This is a genomic window from Bradyrhizobium sp. WSM2793 (assembly GCF_000379585.1).
Classification (GTDB): Bacteria; Pseudomonadota; Alphaproteobacteria; order Rhizobiales; family Xanthobacteraceae; genus Bradyrhizobium.
In genome coordinates this window covers 20,180-36,195 of the sequence record NZ_KB902779.1, presented here as the reverse complement: position 1 = coordinate 36,195, position 16,016 = coordinate 20,180, and the positions used below count along the sequence as shown (strand labels likewise).

Below are 16,016 nucleotides of genomic sequence, written 5' to 3'. Positions count from 1 at the left end.
ATGTCGTCCTACTTCTTCTTCACCCCGACCCGCTCGATCCGCTTGATCTCGAGCGCGGGGCGGCCGCTCTTTTCGGCGATCTCGCGGTCCTGCTCCATGATGAAGGCGCGGGCGGGTTCGTCGCCGTCGAGGCCTCCGAGCAGCTCGCTCGGTACGCGGCGGTTGGAGCGCTGGGAATCGTCTTCATAGAAGACGTTGAAAAAGGCGAATTCGCCTTTGGGATTGGTTCCGGGTTTTTTGGCCATGGCGGCTTGTCGTCGATAGCCGCGTCATAGTCAAATGACTTCGCGCGTCGCCGGGGTCGGTACGGAGCCGTGGGCCCGCTGCGCAAGGGATCCTTGCCTCAATAAACGGCGGGCCGAAGCCCGCCGCTTATTTTTGGTCTTCAGCGTCACCCGGGGCTGGCAGGGTGACAACCTAAAATAGAAGGCTATAGAAGACGCCCTGCGATGGCAAGCAAATCGTGGCGGCGTTGATGTCGCAGCGAGCGGATCAGATATGCGATGGTCGCGACATCTGGTTTCGATTCACATCGAAGCAATTGTTTAGAGCGTCAAACCAATTTGTTCATCTTGCCGGCCTTCGCAATGCAACGCGCGTGGCGCGCTGTATCGGAAGGCGTGCCAGCCTGCACCTCTTCCCGCCTGCGTGCAGACAGTGTGATCTCGATTTGTAAAAGCGAGTTCCATCGTCGTGGCTGATGTCTCAATGCGTGCGCGTGCGCCGCGCCGTCTCCTGCACCGCCAGCCGCGACGCGTGTCCGCCGCCCTTGCCGCTGTGCTCTTTAAGTCCCTGCGCCATGATCGCGCTGCCCATCGCAGCCGAGCCGAAGGTGATGAGGAACGAAGCCACCAGCAGCGCGAGCGCGATGCCGGGCGAACTGTCGGCGAAGATCAGCTCGCGCAGATGTCCGGGATTGAGCCAGAGCAGGCCGCCGACGAGAAGCGTCGCGGCGCAGGCGCCGATCGCGAGATTGATGGCGAGCAGGCGGAACAGGGGAATGCGGAGGAGGGAGCGGGCTGGCCGGTGAGGATGTTGATGGTTGGACATGGTTGATCGCTTCATCCTGGCTCAACGTCGTCGTCGATCGCGCAGCGGTGTGGCGCAAGCAACATTGTCACAGCGCCAGCTCTCTCATCCGTCAATCCGGCCGGTCATGGAGGCTTCTCCTTGGCGGCTCCCGTGTATCTGCAATCTAGACAGCAGGGCGTGAGACAGTTTGATGCGGATCAAGCGTGCTGCTTTGACGCTCGCTGCGTTCCCGGGCATGATCCGCGCGCTGCTTCGCAGCTTGAGATTTTTAAGGGGATTGCTCCACATGCTGAGACTGCTTCTCGCCGCCGCGTCCGTCATTTGTCTGGCCGGCGGGTCGGCGCAGGCCGCGCGCTGCGGCGGGGACTTCAACAGTTTCGTCGCCACCATGGCCCAGGAAGCGCAAGCGGCCGGCGTCTCGGCCAGCGTGACCAACGCGGCGCTCAGCGGCGTCACCCCCGATGGCGCGGTGCTTGCCTTCGACCGGCGCCAGCGCCACACCTTCAACAAGAGCTTTGAGCAGTATGTCTCGACCCGCGTCGGCCCCGGCCGCATCAACGGCGGCCGAGCACTGCTGCAGCGCCACGCTGCGCTACTCTCGCGCATCGAGCAGCAGTTCGGCGTGCCCCGCTATATCCTGGTCGCGATCTGGGGGCTGGAGAGCGATTTCGGCAAGGGCGACATCGGCAAGATGCCGGTGGTCCGCACGCTCGCAACCCTCGCGCATGATTGCCGCCGCACCGACCTGTTCCAGGGCGAGCTGCTCGCTGCGCTGAAGATCGTGCAGCGCGGCGACCTTCCGCTGCGCGACCTGATCGGCGCCTTCGCCGGCGAGATCGGCCAGACCCAGTTCCTGCCGTCGTCCTACATCAAATACGGCGTCGATTTCGACGGCGACGGCCATGTCGACCTCCGTCACAGCGTCCCCGACGTGCTCGCCTCGACCGCGAATTTGCTCCACACCAGCGGCTTCAAGATGGGCCAGCCCTATGGCGAAGGCACCGCCAATTTCGAGGCGATGCGCGAGTGGAACAGGGCGGTGATCTACAGGAAGACGATCGGCTATTTTGCGGACCGGCTGGCGGGGCAGTGACCACATACTCAGTCTCGTAGGGTGGGCAAAGCGTAGCGTGCCCACGACTTCTGTCGGCGGCAAAGAGATCGTGGGCACGGCGCAAGGGCGCCTTTGCCCACCCTACGACAGCGGAGGGCGAAGCAACGCCATCGCGTCCCCGACCTCACGTCCCCTTCGCCATTTTCTCCAGCCGCCGCTGCAGCGGCGCCCAATACGTTGCCGGCCGAAACCGCTGCAACAGGTCCATGAAGCGGGCGTCGTTGCCGATCAGGATGCGGGGCTCGTTCTTTTCGATACCCTTGATGATGCGCAGCGCGGCGTTTTTCGGCGTGGTCTTCGCCGCGGTCTCGAACCGCTCGATCGATTGCGCGCGGCGGGCATTGTCGGTGACACCGACCCCGGTGCGGGAGTTGCGCGCGATGGCGGTAGCGACGCCGCCGGGATGCACGACCGACAGTCTGACCGGGCTGCCCGCCACCGCAAGCTCGTGCCGCACGCTCTCGGAGAAGCCGCGCACCGCGAACTTGGCCGCCGCGTAAGCCGATTGCCCCGGCGGCGCGATGATGCCGAAGATCGAGGAGAGGTTGACGATGTGCGCTTCACCCCTCGTCTTCAGATGCGGCAGGAAGGCGCGCGTGCCGTGCACCACGCCCCAGAAATTGATGTCGAACAGCCAGTCCATCTGCGCCTGGTCGATCTCCTCGAACGAGCCCATCAGCGCGACGCCGGCATTGTTGACGACGATGCCGAGCGCGGGATGGGTAGAGGTCGCCTCGTTCGCGAACTGCGCGATGTCGTCGGGCTCGCCCACGTCGACGCGGTGCACGCTGACCTTGCGTCCCGCGCCGATCTCGGCCGCGAGCGTCTTCAGCCCGGCCTCGTCGCGATCGGCCAGCGCAAGATCGCAGCCGCGCTGTGCAAGCTCGATCGCCAGCGCCCGGCCGATGCCGCTGGCGGCTCCTGTGATGGCGGCGGCGCCGCGAATCGTGGTCATGAATCCCCCCGTCAAGTCCCTGCGCGTGGAACCATGATTTACATTTTTTCAGAATGGAACTGAACCGCAGGCGCTCTGGCTCCTTAACATACGTTACGCAAGCGATCATTGGGAGACGCTGATGGGACAGGCACAGCCATTTCGTGCAACTGCGCTGATCGTTGAAGACGACGTCATGCAGCGGGAGATGCTGAGCCTGCTGCTGGAGGAGAGCGGCTACCAGGTCATCCAGTGCGAAAGCGCCGAGGCCGCCGAGCGCGTCCTCGACAAGAGCGCCGGGGCGCTCTGCCTGATGATGACCGACGTCCAGCTCGCGGGGCGCATGAACGGCGTCGAGCTCGCGCACGTCGCCAAGGACCGCAATCCCAAGCTCGACGTCGTCGTCACCTCCGGCCGCCCCCTGATGCAGCCCTTGCCCGACGGCGCAAAGTTCTGGGCCAAACCCTGGGCGCCGCTCGACGTGCTGCGCGAAGCCGAGCTCGCGCAGCTGGCGTGAAGCGAAGGTTTCGCTATCAAATCCGTCATCCTGAGGTGCGAGGCATCGGGCGCAAAGCGCCCGATGGGAAGCCCCGAAGGATGCACGGCCGAGACGCAGCCGGGCCGTCGCCCTTCGAGGCTCGGCCAAGCGGACGAGCACCTCAGGGTGACGGTCAGAGACTGAAGGCCCGAGACCTGACTTCCCCGCCGCGATGCCGGGTGCTAGCGTCCGCCCATGTCCTGGTCCTTCCTGCTCACCTCGCTCATCGTCGTCGCCTCGCCCGGCACCGGCGTGCTCTACACCCTGGCTGCGGCGCTGACGCGCGGCTCGCGTGCCAGTCTCGCGGCCGCCTTCGGCTGCACGCTCGGGATCGTGCCGCACATGATGGCGGCCATGCTCGGGCTCGCCGCCGTGCTCCACACCAGCGCGCTCGCCTTTGCCGCGCTGAAATGGGGCGGGGTGCTCTATCTGCTCTACATGTCCTGGCAGGCGCTGCGCGAGCAAGGTGCGCTGGCAGTCGAGGGCGAGATCCGCGAGCGTTCGGTCGGCCGCGTCATCGTCACCGGCTTTCTGATCAACATCCTCAATCCAAAACTGTCGATCTTCTTCCTCGCCTTCCTGCCGCAGTTCATCGCCGCGGACGAAGCCCATGTGCTGGCGCGCATGCTGGAATTGAGCGGCGCCTTCATGGCGATGACCCTTGCGGTGTTCGTGGTCTACGGCCTCTGCGCCGCCTCGGTGCGCGAGCACGTCATCTCCCGCCCGCGCATCATGGCCTGGCTGCGCCGCAGTTTTGCGGCGGGCTTTGCCGCGCTAGGCGCCAAGCTGGCGTTGGCGGAGAGGTAGTTCCTCCTTCACCTTTTGAAAGGTTCGTCATGCCCGGGCTTGTCCCGGGCATCCACGTTCTTGATGCGGCGTCCGGGAGGGGCAGCGTTCTCAACACCACCCAATAAAAAAGCGGGCCTCGCGCCCGCCACCTTCAAACTTACCCGACGCCCGGGCGGAGCAAGCTCCACCCGGGCAAAGAACAAGCCTCGTTACTTCTTCTTCGCCTTCTTGGCCTTCTTCGCCTTCTTCTTCGTCGCCTTCTTCGCTTTCTTAGCCATAGGATCCTCTTAAGGGTTAATGGTGGAACGCGACACGAGGGATGCTCGGCGGAGGGCCAGCCTCGCAACATCCTCGACGACAAACTCAGCAGATTCGCGCCTTCCTGCCCCGCGCTGTCACATCCGTGTCATCGCGTTATCCACAGCTCAGATGCATTTTCGGGTGATTTTGGTGCGCGAATCCGCATCGCGGCGTCGAAGCGGCGTCGCCGCCGACATCCCTAACGATCCGACAACGGAGCGGCGCCGTTCATGAATCCAAAACCAAAGGCGCGTTTTGCCGGAACGCGGTGAGACTCCATTAAGCGCGAAGGCCGCATTCTTCTCCGCAAGAAAACGGGGATGGGTCATGGACGGACGGCTGCCAGGGACGGGGGGCGCGACGCTGCGCATGCCGCGCGCGTCATGCTGAACGTACCGACGCTCTGGACCGTCTTCGTCGTCAACTTCCTGGCGCTCGGCGTGATCTGGGCCTACGTGACGCGCTCCTATCCGAAATTCGCCGCCGCGCGGTTCTGGATGGCATCGTCCTTCGTCGGCGCGATCGGCGCGATGACGGCGCTGGTGCGCCTGTTCGTCGCTTCTCCCCTCCCGCTTCTGCTCGGCGCGGCCGGTGTCATCGCCGCGAGCTGCCTCGCCGCGATGGGCATTCAGCGCTTCTATGGCCGGCCCGTCTCATGGCGCCTGATGACGGCGACGGGAGGCTTGAGCCTTGCGGGCGTCGTGGTCTTCATGGTCGGCTTCGAGCACATGCAGCTGCGCATGCTCAGCTACACGCTCGGTCAGGCCCTGCCGCTGATGCTGGCGCTGCGCCTGCTGTTGTCGCCGCCGGAAGGGCGCGTCAGCCCGGGCGCGCGGCTGTCCGGCATCGTCATCCTCACCATCATCGCGATCCTCATTGCCCGCACGATCGGCAATCTGCTCGGCCACGATCTGTCGGCGAAGGCCGGCGGCCAGACCCATGCCGTGATGGTGCTGGGGCTGCTGTTCCTGTCGATGACGCTCAATTTCGGCTTCCTGCTGATGGCGATGGACCGGCTGCGGGGCGAGGTCGCCGACCTCGCGCTGCTCGACGACCTCACCGGCGTCGCCAACCGGCGGCATCTGCTGCAGCGCCTGACCGAGGAATGCGCCCGCTCGGAGCGCAGCGGTGCGCCGTTCTCGCTGCTGGTGATCGATCTCGACGGCTTCAAGACCATCAACGACACCCACGGCCATGCCGCCGGCGATGCCTGCCTGCAGCACTTCACACTGATGGCGCAGACGCGGCTGCGGCCCGGCGACATGCTGGCCCGCACCGGTGGCGACGAGTTCTGCGTCGTGCTGCCGTCCTCGTCCTTGCGCGAGGCCGCCGCGATCGCCCGCCGCGTGCTCGAGGTCTGCCGTCAGGATGCCGAGGCCTGCACCGGCAGCGAGATCCCGATCGCGATCTCGATCGGCGTCGCGCAGTGGGATCGCGGCATCGGCGAATTCCCGGATCGCCTGATGGCCAATGCCGACCACGCCCTCTATGCCGCCAAGAAGAACGGCAAGAACGATTTTGCCGTCTACGATCCGTCGCCGCCGCTCTCGCCTGAGCCGATCGGCCGGGGCGAGACCGCGCGCCATTTCGCCTGAGGCCATGCTAGGTTGCGGTCACCGTTGGACCCGCATGATGATCGCTCGCCTGCTCGCGGCCGCTCTGGCCGCTTTCTTTCTGATCGCCCCCGCCGCTGCCGAGGATGCCGAACTCGCAAAGCTCGCACGCGCCTCCGGCACGCCCGACATTCCCGGCCTGAAGCTGGTCTGGCTGGCGCCCTGGGGTGACGTCCGGAACGCAAGACCCTGGCGCAACATCATCGTGCACCAGACCGAAGGACCGGCGGGCTCGGCGCGCGGCGGCGCGCAAGCGCAAGCGAAGACCCCGACGCGGCGCGGCGTCACCGTGTGGGTGGAAACCGACGGCACGGTCTATTGGGCGGTCGCGGAAAACCTAATGCCGACCCATGGCGACGGCGCCAACCGCAACGACAGCAAGTATATCGACAACAGCGCGACCTATCGGCAAGTGGTGCGCGACAATTCGATCGGCGTCGAGTTCGCCGGCAATTATCCTGATGTGACGACCGGTCCGACCGACGCGCAGGTCGCGGCGTGGCGCGTGCTCGTTCAGGTCCTGCGCGCGCGCTACGACATCCCGCTCGACCGCGTCTATGCCCACAACTGGATCGACTACAAGGACGCGCGCTATTGCGAAGGCTGCTGGCTCGCGACGCTGGCGAGGATGTGGGGGGAGTAGGAGGTGCGCTCCCTCTCCCCGCAAGCGGGGCGAGGTGAACGACCGGCGGCCCGGATTGGCTACACCGCCTGCGCCATCCAGCCGAAGAACCGTCGCATCAATCCCGGCCGCTGCGGCAATTCCGGCGGATCGTCGACCGCCAGCACGCGTTTGAAGAAGTAATCCAGAAACACCATGTCGTTCGGCTCGGTGACGGTGAATGTCTCCTCGCCGAAGAACACGCTGTAACTGAAGAAGAATGGCCCCATCAGCGGGATCGTCGCCGTGCCTGCATAGTCCTTGGAGATCACGAACTCCGACGGCTCGAGCCCGTGCTCGCGCATCGCCTGCTCGACCAGCGGCAGCTTGCGCATGAACTGGGGAGAGAAGCCGCCGACGGTGGATTGCAGGATGATCGACACGGTGCGTGTCCGTTCTTGAGGATGTGACCGACCATCATGTGTCGGGCGACCCGTCATAGGCGTTCAAGTGCCCCCGCCAGCTTCGCGAAGCTGGCGCAGCTCACCCAACAAAAAAGCCGGCGTTGCCGCCGGCTTTTTCTCTTTCTCGATCCGCCAATCTCTTGCCGCGGAAACGCCCCGCTTAGTGCGCGGCTTCCAGCGCGGCCTGTTCGGCCCTTGCGATCGTGCCCTTGACCGCGGACTGCACCTTCTCGAAGGCGCGGACCTCGATCTGGCGGACGCGCTCGCGCGACACGCCGAACTCGGCAGCAAGGTCTTCCAGCGTCATCGGCTCATCGGCGAGGCGGCGCGCCTCGAAGATGCGGCGTTCGCGCGGGTTGAGCACGCCCATGGCGCCGTTCAGCGCGTCACGGCGTTCGTCGTACTCCTCGTGCTCGGCCAGCATGGCTTCCTGGTTGGGCGTATTGTCGACCAGCCAGTCCTGCCACTCGCCGGCTTCGCCGTCGTCGCGGATCGGTGCGTTGAGCGACGCGTCGCCACCGAGGCGGCGGTTCATGTCGATCACGTCCTGATCGGTGACGCCGAGGCGCTTGGCAATGATCTTCACCTGGTCGGGGCGCAGATCGCCCTCGTCCAGCGCGTTGATCTTGCTCTTCGCCTTGCGCAGGTTGAAGAACAGCTTCTTCTGGTTCGCGGTGGTGCCCATCTTCACGAGCGACCAGGAACGCAGAATGTACTCTTGAATCGACGCCTTGATCCACCACATCGCATAGGTGGCGAGACGGAACCCCTTCTCGGGTTCAAAACGTTTCACCGCCTGCATCAGGCCGACATTGCCTTCCGAGACGACCTCGGAGATCGGCAGGCCGTAGCCGCGATAGCCCATGGCGATCTTGGCCACGAGCCGGAGGTGGCTGGTGACGAGTTGGTGCGCCGCGTCGCGATCGTCATGCTCGCGCCAACGCTTGGCGAGCATGTATTCCTGCTGGGGTTCCAGCATCGGGAACTTGCGGATCTCGGCGAGGTAACGGGAAAGGCCGGATTCTCCATTGAGGACCGGCAAAGCAGCGGTACGGGCCATACTGAAGCCCTCCAAAGGTTCAGGCCCCCGATAGCGGCGGGCCAGGCAGACGACCGCTGTGTTAAAGCCGGCCGTAGCTGCGATGTTCCGTTGGTCATTTCCAACGCAGGCGCAATATACCCCATGGGGGGGCAAAAAGGGAAGGATTGCTGACGTCACGACCCCGTGTGGCAGCTATAATCTTTTGTAATGTAACGCTTTTCTTAAAGGGCCTGCGTCATACCGCCGCTTTCAGGGTGCTCTGGAGGAGAAGCAAATCCTCCGGCAGAGGCGCCTCCCAGTGGAGTAATTCTCCGGTCCTCGGGTGCTCCAATACCAGCAAATACGCATGCAGGGCCTGCCGCCCAAGCGCGGCCAGAGCGCCCTGCGACGAGGGCGCCAACTGGTTCGCCTTGGTCTTGAAATGCGGGCCATAGACGGCATCGCCCATCAGGGGATGGCCGATATGAGCGAGGTGGACGCGGATCTGGTGGGTGCGCCCGGTCTCGAGCTCGCAGGCGAGCAGCGTCGCGATCGGCTTGCCGTCGCGTCCGTTAAAACTCTCCAGAATCTCCCAATGCGTCACCGCCTCGCGGCCGCCCTGGCGCACCGCCATCTTCTCGCGCGCATGCGGATGGCGGTCGATCGGGGCGTCGACGGTGCCGCGATGGCGGCCCGGGACGCCCCAGGCAAAGGCCATGTAGCCGCGGCGCATCGCACCGGTGCGGCCGTGGTCGGCGAATTGCGCGGTCAGCGAGGCATGGGCGAGGTCGTTCTTGGCGACCACCATCAGCCCTGTGGTGTCCTTGTCGAGTCGGTGCACGATGCCGGGCCGTCGCACCCCGCCGATGCCCGACAGCGAAGAGCCGCAATGCGCGATCAGCGCGTTCACCAGCGTACCGGTCTCGTGGCCGGCCGCGGGGTGCACCACCAGCCCCTTCGGCTTGTTGAGGACGACGATGTCATCGTCCTCGAACACGATATCGAGGGCGATATCCTCCCCCTTCGGCTCCGGCGGGGCCGCCTCCGGCACGTCGATTATGATCGTATCGCCGGATGTGACGTGATAAGCGGGGTCGCGGACCGCGGAGGCCTTCAGGCTCACCGCGCCCGCCAGGATCAGGGCTTTCAGCCGCGATCGCGACAGGTCGGTGAGGTGTGCCGCCAGCACGCGGTCGAGCCGGGCCGACCCCTCGTTGCCGGCGACGACAACCTCCAACCTTTGCGCAGAGCCAAAATTTTCCATGACGACGACTGATACCGCTGTTCCCGAACCGACCCCCGAGCAGGCCGCGCTGTTCGCGCGGGTGCGGCGGATGATGCTGATCGCGGGGTTGACCACGGCGCTGGCGATCTGCGCCGTGCTGATCGCGGTGGGCTACCGCCTTTTCAAGTCGGAGGGAAGGGCGGCCGAGGCGGCCAGTGACGTCACCGCCATCCTGCCGAAGGGCGCCAAAATCGTCTCCACCGGCCTCGCCGGCGACCGCCTCGTGGTCAGCCTGGATGTGGGCGGCATCATCGAGATCCGCACCTTCGACGCCCATACCCTCAAGCCGGCCGGACGGCTGAAATTCGCCAATGAGCCGTAAAAGGCGCCTCGGGGTCCTTGCGGCGGACAAATTTCGAGGCTATTGGCTAGCCCTCACGCTCCCTTCGTCTAGCGGTTAGGACGCGGCCCTCTCAAGGCTGAAACAGGGGTTCGATTCCCCTAGGGAGCGCCAGCAAACTCAGACACTTAGCTAGCCACCAGCCGCATTCGTTGAATAATGGTTGAATAAGACGCTGGTGAACAGCGGCAAACGCTTGCGGAATTTGCTCCCGATATTGGCAGACCAGCCTCGGCGCGATGCCTCAATGTCGCTGGCGCATTTGCGAAAAATTTCTCCGTCGCCCTTGGTGTCCGGAAGTATTCAAACCGCCGCTGACGTGCGCTCTCGTACGCGAGCACCCTCGGATGTTCGCATTGACGTTGCTCGTCGCGCAATCAACTCTTGCCCGGTCGAGCTTTGTGCGAAACGAGGGCCACGTGAGATACAATCGACGAGAGAAAACTGGCGGGCAACAGTCACAAGTCAGTCTATCCGCTCCGAAAGCCGCAGAACCGCGGATCATGCCATTCGCCCAGCGGCTCACTTGCACGGTTGACGATGCGTGCGAAGCGACCGGCTTGGGACGCACGAAGCTCTATGAGTTGATAGGAGCTGGGCGTATCATCACGACAACGATCGGACGTCGGCGACTAGTGGTGGTGCACTCACTCATGGCGCTCCTTGACACCAACATGTCGAACTAACCGCGCGACTTAAGGGAGCGACTCACTTTCAACGCGCTCTTCCTCAGGCACTCATTTTGATGATGTGCTCCCTCAGATAGCGCTGATGGAGCGGTAGGGGGCGGGCTTGTCCTTGCGCCACGATGGTGCTCGGCTCGACGGCCGTCGCCGAATTCGGCAAATCCCTCGACTTCGATCGGGAATTTAACCTGGTCGTTCGGTAGGCTGAACCATCGGCCACCTGAGCGGCGGCTCCTTCGCTTTAGGTGCTCGGGACATTGAATGCCAAGATCGTCAAAAATATCTCGCGGTTATGGTCCGCGGGATTGCCAAAAATGTATCTTAGGCGAGTGTCCCCATCTTTCGTCGGCCCCCGTTTCTTGTGAGGATGAGCGTCCGCTGTTTCCTGAATTCCCTTCAGGACGCTGGAAAAGTCCTTGTTGCGGCTGAAGATAATTACGGCGGCCTTAGTATCCCGCCAGCTCAAATATCCAAGCAGTTGGTCGATGGTCTCCGTGAATGCCTTCGGACCGCTCCAAAACTTACATTCGGCGATGAAGATATTGCGCCCTTCGACCCGGATGAGGATGTCGGTCTTGCCGATGAAGTTAAATGTCTCGCCTGAAGCCGCCCCCTCGAACTGACCGTTCAACTGCACCAGGAAATGTTGCCGGAGATCTTCTTCGCCCATCGATTCGAAGGCAGACGGGCTACGCTCCATAACGAGCGTCATGTTCTCGATAATCTTCAGTATTTCAGAATAGGTCTGGTCATCGAGCATCGGCTCGGGCTTAAACGTAGCCTGGGCTGCCGGTTTCGGAGTGGTCGGCACGATCTTCTTCCGCACCACTGGAGCGACATAGGTCTTGGGAGCGTCCGCGCGACCCTTCAGCTTGAATCCGAGGTTCGCAACCGAGTTGCGGTCCTTCAGGACTTTGACCTTGCGGGCCTCAATGGCCTCGCGCAAGCGCACCTTGATCCGCTCATTGAAGGGCTCGGCGGTAGCTCGCTGCCAGGTCAAGTATCGCTCGATGTCGTCCAGTATCCCATTCAAGGCTCTATTAGCCTCTTCGGGCTTTAACTCTCGATCCGAATGCCTGACGACAACGTGGTTCCCATCAATTTGTGCGCGCGGCGGACCGCTGTCGAAGGTCGTCGGCTGGACATCGAACATTCCTCGGTCCCCCGTGTAGGGAACGGTCAGCTCGACGATGCTGCCCTGTACTGTGCGGCGCCCGTCGCTCCCACCATAGTCGCGAGAAAAGTAGTCGTAGACTTCAACAGGCCCTTCGGAGTGCTCAGCCTCGGCGTTGGATCGATCGAGGACTGGAACGTTGAGGCGGTATTTCTCCGCTAACTCTTCGACCAGGTCCTCGGTGGGCGTGTTCAGAAGAAGGTTATCGTTGATACCAGCGGGCGCCGCCGCGGCACTCTGCTCTTGGCGGTACATGAGATCGTGCATGCCAATTTTATTGAACAGCAGCTCGGGTTGGCCATAACGCATCTGGGAGTCCGTTCGCGAATCTGGGGGACCGCAATATACTCCTCCCTAATCCTCAATGGAGTAGGGATTGCGAGACATCTGTGGGTTGAGTGTATAATCGGGCCTGGCCAAGCGCGGGCGCGTGCCCGATTGCCTTTGCGCCTTTGGGGGCTTGGATCATGCAAAAAGTCGGCGGCGCTTTAGTGCTCAGTGCCCACGATCTCGTGGGCAATCTTTATTGCACGCACTTGACCAGCGTCGATCTCAAGGTCACACAGGGATTGCTGCCTAAACCTGCGCGCTGGGACCCGCTCCTCGACATATTGCGCGAGCGTGGTCAGAAGCACGAAAAGGCCTTTCTCTGTCACCTGAGGGCTGACGGCTTCGAGCCGTTCCTGATCGAGGGCGTCGATGTTACGGATGATTCCGTGACCCAAACGCGCGAGGCGATGAAGGCTGGTCACGCGATCATCGTCCAGGCAGCCGTGCGCGACGGGAACTGGGTCGGACGCGCCGACATTCTGCGGCGAGTAGAAACACCAAGCGCCCTGGGGGACTGGTCCTACGAGATCATCGATACCAAGCTTGCCCGCGAAACTAAGGGCGGCACCATCTTGCAGCTATGCCTCTACGCGCAGCTCCTTGCTGCCATGCAGGGCGTCGAGCCGGAGTTCGTCTACGTCGTAGCGCCCTGGTCTGACTTTCGTCCGCAGCAATTCCGGGTTGCCGATTATATGGCGTTCTTTCGCAAGGCGCAGTGCGCCACTCAGACGGCGGTGGACGGCGGCGCCGACACTGCCAACACCGTCTATCCTGATCCGAAGACCCATTGCGACGTATGTCGCTGGGAGCCGCAATGCGACGCGCGAAGGCGCGCCGATGACCATCTCTGTCTAGTGGCCAACGTGTCCGCGTTACAGATGAACGAGCTGCGGATCAATGGCATCGCGACGGCCAAGGCGCTCTCTACAATGCCTGTTCCTCTGTCGTGGAAGCCGAAGCGGGGGTCTGTTGCCAGCTACGCTAAGGCGCGGGAGCAGGCGCGTGTTCAGGTCGAAGCGCGTGAGACCGGCACTTTGCGCCACGAACTGCTCGATTTTATCCCTGGAACGGGCCTTTACCTCTTGCCTGCACCGTCTCCGGGTGATGTCTTCTTTGATATCGAGGGAGACCCGTTCATCGGTGAAGGCGGTTTCGAATACCTGTTCGGCTTTCGCTACAGCGACGCGGCAGGCAGCGACCATTACGAAGCACAGTGGGCGTTCGACCGTACGTCCGAAAAGGTGATCTTTGAGACGTTTATGGACTTCGTCACGGCAAGGCGCGCCGAGTTCCCGGAGATGCACGTCTATCACTACGCGCCCTATGAACCCGGTGCGTTGAAGCGCCTTATGGGGCGCTATGCCACACGGCAAACCGAGGTGGATGATCTCCTGCGCGGCAAGGTTATGGTTGATCTCTATGCCGTCGTGCGCAATGCGATCAGAGCGAGCGTCGAGAGCTACTCGATCAAGAAGCTGGAGCCGTTTTACGCCTTTACGCGCGTGATGCCTCTCCAAGATGCAAATGTAGCGCTGGCGGCTATTCAGGCGGGTCTAGAAGTGGGCGACGCTCAGTCGATCGATGAGGCGGCACGCCAGGCTGTGGCCGCATATAATCAGGACGACTGCAATTCCACGGCGGCCTTGCGTGATTGGCTGGAGCATCTGCGCGCGCAAGCGATTGCAGATGGTGCTGCGATTGATCGGCCTGCACCTGGAAGCGATGGTCCAAGCGACGATATTGCCGAGCATGAAGCGCGCATCAATGAGCTGATCGAGCTGCTGACGCATGATGTTCCGATCGACCCTGTCGACCGTACGCCGGAGCAGCAGAGCCGCTTTATTCTGGCGCATTCGCTCGACTGGCATCGGCGGGAAGAAAAAGCGATCTGGTGGGAGTATTTCCGGCTGGCGGCGCTGACGGCCGAGGAGCTGCTTGATGAAAAGGCGGGCCTGAGCGCCCTAGAATTCGTTGGGACGGTAGAACGAAGCAAGCAGGGCATTCCCACGGACCGGTACAGGTTTGCCCCGCAGGATACCGATATTCGCGACGAAGCTGACCTACATGCCCTAGGAGGAGAAAAGTTCGGGTCAGCCGCCGCCGTCTCACAGGACGACCTCACGATCGACATCAAGAAGTCCAAGAAGACGGCGGGTATCCATCCTGACGCCGTCTTCGAGCACACACATATTCCGACGAAGGAGCAGCAGGAATCGCTTCTGCGCCTTGGCACCTACGTCGCCGAACACGGCATCGAGGGCGTGGGGGAATATCAGGCGGCGCGTGACCTTCTGCTTCGATTGCCGCCGCGGCTCGGTTCGGCGCCGCTGCGCATCGAAAGTGAAACGACCCTGGAGAATGCCGTGCGGATCATTCCTGCGCTTTCAGGCGGTATTCTACCGATCCAGGGGCCGCCGGGCACCGGAAAGTCCTTCACCGGTGCGCACATGATTTGCCGCCTGCTCACGGACGGCAAGCGCGTCGGCGTCACCGCCAACAGTCACAAGGTCATTCGCAATCTGATCGACAAGGCGATCGAAGTGGCGTTGGCAGCAGGACAGGCCATCAAGGCCGGGCATCGATGCCCGGACAAAGGCTCTGAAACCGATCACGTACGTGTTTATCCTGATAATCCTAAGGCGAATGGGGCGATCAGCTCCGGCGAAATCGCTATCCTGGGCGGCACGTCATTCTTCTGGGCGCGCGAGGATGTGGCGAACAGCGTTGACGTTCTCTTCGTTGATGAAGCCGCGCAGATGTCGTTGGCCAATGTCCTCGCCGTTTCGCAGGCCGCTCCCCAAGTCATTCTGTTGGGCGACCCCCAACAGTTGGACCAGCCCATGCAGGGATCACATCCGGACGGGACAGGCGTATCGGCGCTTCATCACATCCTTGCCGGTCGCCAGACGATTGCCCCTGATCAGGGACTCTTTCTGGAAGAGACCTGGCGGATGCACCCGGCGATTGCCGCCTTCAATTCGGAGCTGTTTTACGACAGCAAACTGCACGCGGTGCCCAACTGCGCGCAGCAGAACGTGACCTCCAACGGTCTATTCCTCGGAACCGGGCTGCGGTACCTGCCGGTTACTCATATCGGCAACCAATCCAGTTCAATTGAAGAGGCCGACGCCGTTGCGCGGATCGTGACCTCTTTGCTGTCTTCAGAAACGCAGTGGACGGACAGGGACGGCAAAACCAAAATGCTGGAACTTTCTGACATTATCATCATCGCTCCCTACAACGCGCAGGTTTTTGAAATTCAGCAGCGCATTCCCGGTGCGCACGTCGGCACCGTCGACAAATTCCAGGGGCAAGAGGCTGCCATCGCGATTTATTCTCTAGCGACATCATCCCACGCCGATGCGCCGCGCGGAATGGAATTTCTCTACAGCGCCAATCGCCTGAACGTTGCGATTTCTCGTGCCAAGTGCCTCGCGATCATGGTTGCGTCTCCGGCGATCTTTGAGGCCGAATGCAAAACACCGCGCCAGATGCAACTGGCGAATGCGTTCTGTCGTTACCTCGAACTGGCACAGACGATCACACTTTAGTCGAGAGAACGCGCCTCCCGACCCTTCCGCATAATCAAAATTGATGCCGACGCATAGATTGCGAGCGCCGATTTCTAGATATTTAGGCATTCGTCCGTGGCCCTGTACTCTGTAAGCACCTGCGCAGGTACGCGGCCTACTCGACACTCATCCTGGCCGAATTGTCGCCGTGCGCGGGCCACTAAGTGGCCAGCTAGGCCGCGCCTGTAGAGGAGGCCGTACGGCGTACAGACTTAAGTGTTTG

15 protein-coding genes and 1 tRNA gene are annotated in these 16,016 nt (G+C 62.6%); 9 read left to right on the top strand and 7 right to left on the bottom strand.

From position 1 onward, the window contains the following. Positions 1-8: 8 nt before the first annotated feature. On the bottom strand, positions 9-245 hold the full coding sequence (locus tag A3AS_RS0114135; protein ID WP_018318231.1) for a hypothetical protein: 237 nt from the start codon (positions 243-245) through the stop codon (positions 9-11). 460 nt (positions 246-705) lie between these two features. Beyond that, complete coding sequence (locus A3AS_RS0114130) at positions 706-1,050, bottom strand: hypothetical protein (RefSeq protein ID WP_018318230.1); 345 nt, start codon at positions 1,048-1,050, stop codon at positions 706-708. A 268-nt stretch (positions 1,051-1,318) separates the two neighbouring features. On the opposite strand from A3AS_RS0114130, the gene A3AS_RS0114125 reads away from it, so the two are divergent. Continuing rightward, positions 1,319-2,125: a lytic murein transglycosylase gene (locus A3AS_RS0114125; RefSeq protein ID WP_018318229.1), complete on the top strand. Its 807-nt coding sequence runs from the start codon at positions 1,319-1,321 to the stop codon at positions 2,123-2,125. Between the two features lie 145 nt (positions 2,126-2,270). On the opposite strand, the gene A3AS_RS0114120 is transcribed toward A3AS_RS0114125, so the two are convergent. After that, on the bottom strand, positions 2,271-3,101 hold the full coding sequence (locus A3AS_RS0114120; protein ID WP_018318228.1) for an SDR family oxidoreductase: 831 nt from the start codon (positions 3,099-3,101) through the stop codon (positions 2,271-2,273). Between the two features lie 121 nt (positions 3,102-3,222). On the opposite strand from A3AS_RS0114120, the gene A3AS_RS0114115 reads away from it, so the two are divergent. From A3AS_RS0114115 to A3AS_RS0114100, 4 genes are all read left to right on the top strand, one after another. Continuing rightward, positions 3,223-3,597: a response regulator gene (locus A3AS_RS0114115; RefSeq protein WP_018318227.1), complete on the top strand. Its 375-nt coding sequence runs from the start codon at positions 3,223-3,225 to the stop codon at positions 3,595-3,597. A gap of 216 nt (positions 3,598-3,813) precedes the next feature. Then, a complete protein-coding gene (locus A3AS_RS0114110; RefSeq protein ID WP_018318226.1) occupies positions 3,814-4,425 on the top strand; it encodes a LysE family translocator in 612 nt (203 codons plus the stop codon). A gap of 665 nt (positions 4,426-5,090) precedes the next feature. Beyond that, a complete protein-coding gene (locus A3AS_RS0114105) occupies positions 5,091-6,302 on the top strand; it encodes a GGDEF domain-containing protein (RefSeq protein ID WP_026201983.1) in 1,212 nt (403 codons plus the stop codon). A 34-nt stretch (positions 6,303-6,336) separates the two neighbouring features. Continuing rightward, the gene (locus A3AS_RS0114100) at positions 6,337-6,963 is read left to right on the top strand and encodes a peptidoglycan recognition family protein (protein WP_018318224.1); all 627 of its coding nucleotides are present in this window, start codon (positions 6,337-6,339) and stop codon (positions 6,961-6,963) included. A gap of 59 nt (positions 6,964-7,022) precedes the next feature. Here the strand turns inward: A3AS_RS0114100 and A3AS_RS0114095 are convergent, their stop codons facing one another. The 3 genes from A3AS_RS0114095 to A3AS_RS0114085 all read right to left on the bottom strand — a co-directional run bounded on the left by A3AS_RS0114095 (position 7,023) and on the right by A3AS_RS0114085 (position 9,670). Next, positions 7,023-7,364, bottom strand: a complete 342-nt coding sequence (locus A3AS_RS0114095) for a hypothetical protein (protein WP_018318223.1) — start codon at positions 7,362-7,364, stop codon at positions 7,023-7,025. 181 nt (positions 7,365-7,545) lie between these two features. Further along, positions 7,546-8,445, bottom strand: a complete 900-nt coding sequence (gene rpoH, locus A3AS_RS0114090; RefSeq protein ID WP_018318222.1) for an RNA polymerase sigma factor RpoH — start codon at positions 8,443-8,445, stop codon at positions 7,546-7,548. Between the two features lie 217 nt (positions 8,446-8,662). Further along, complete coding sequence (locus A3AS_RS0114085; protein WP_018318221.1) at positions 8,663-9,670, bottom strand: RluA family pseudouridine synthase; 1,008 nt, start codon at positions 9,668-9,670, stop codon at positions 8,663-8,665. Here A3AS_RS0114085 and A3AS_RS0114080 point away from each other — a divergent pair. The 3 genes from A3AS_RS0114080 to A3AS_RS50010 all read left to right on the top strand — a co-directional run bounded on the left by A3AS_RS0114080 (position 9,669) and on the right by A3AS_RS50010 (position 10,717). Continuing rightward, complete coding sequence (locus tag A3AS_RS0114080; protein WP_018318220.1) at positions 9,669-10,013, top strand: hypothetical protein; 345 nt, start codon at positions 9,669-9,671, stop codon at positions 10,011-10,013. The genes A3AS_RS0114085 and A3AS_RS0114080 overlap by 2 nt on opposite strands. A 57-nt stretch (positions 10,014-10,070) precedes the next feature. Beyond that, a tRNA-Glu gene (locus tag A3AS_RS0114075) sits at positions 10,071-10,145 on the top strand. A 125-nt stretch (positions 10,146-10,270) separates the two neighbouring features. Continuing rightward, entirely contained in the window at positions 10,271-10,717 is a 447-nt protein-coding gene (locus tag A3AS_RS50010) for a helix-turn-helix domain-containing protein (protein WP_371260672.1), read from the top strand. A 241-nt stretch (positions 10,718-10,958) separates the two neighbouring features. Here the strand turns inward: A3AS_RS50010 and A3AS_RS0114060 are convergent, their stop codons facing one another. Beyond that, complete coding sequence (locus tag A3AS_RS0114060; RefSeq protein WP_018318218.1) at positions 10,959-12,200, bottom strand: hypothetical protein; 1,242 nt, start codon at positions 12,198-12,200, stop codon at positions 10,959-10,961. A gap of 158 nt (positions 12,201-12,358) precedes the next feature. On the opposite strand from A3AS_RS0114060, the gene A3AS_RS0114055 reads away from it, so the two are divergent. Continuing rightward, on the top strand, positions 12,359-15,772 hold the full coding sequence (locus A3AS_RS0114055; protein WP_018318217.1) for a TM0106 family RecB-like putative nuclease: 3,414 nt from the start codon (positions 12,359-12,361) through the stop codon (positions 15,770-15,772). The last annotated feature ends 244 nt before the right edge of the window (positions 15,773-16,016 follow it).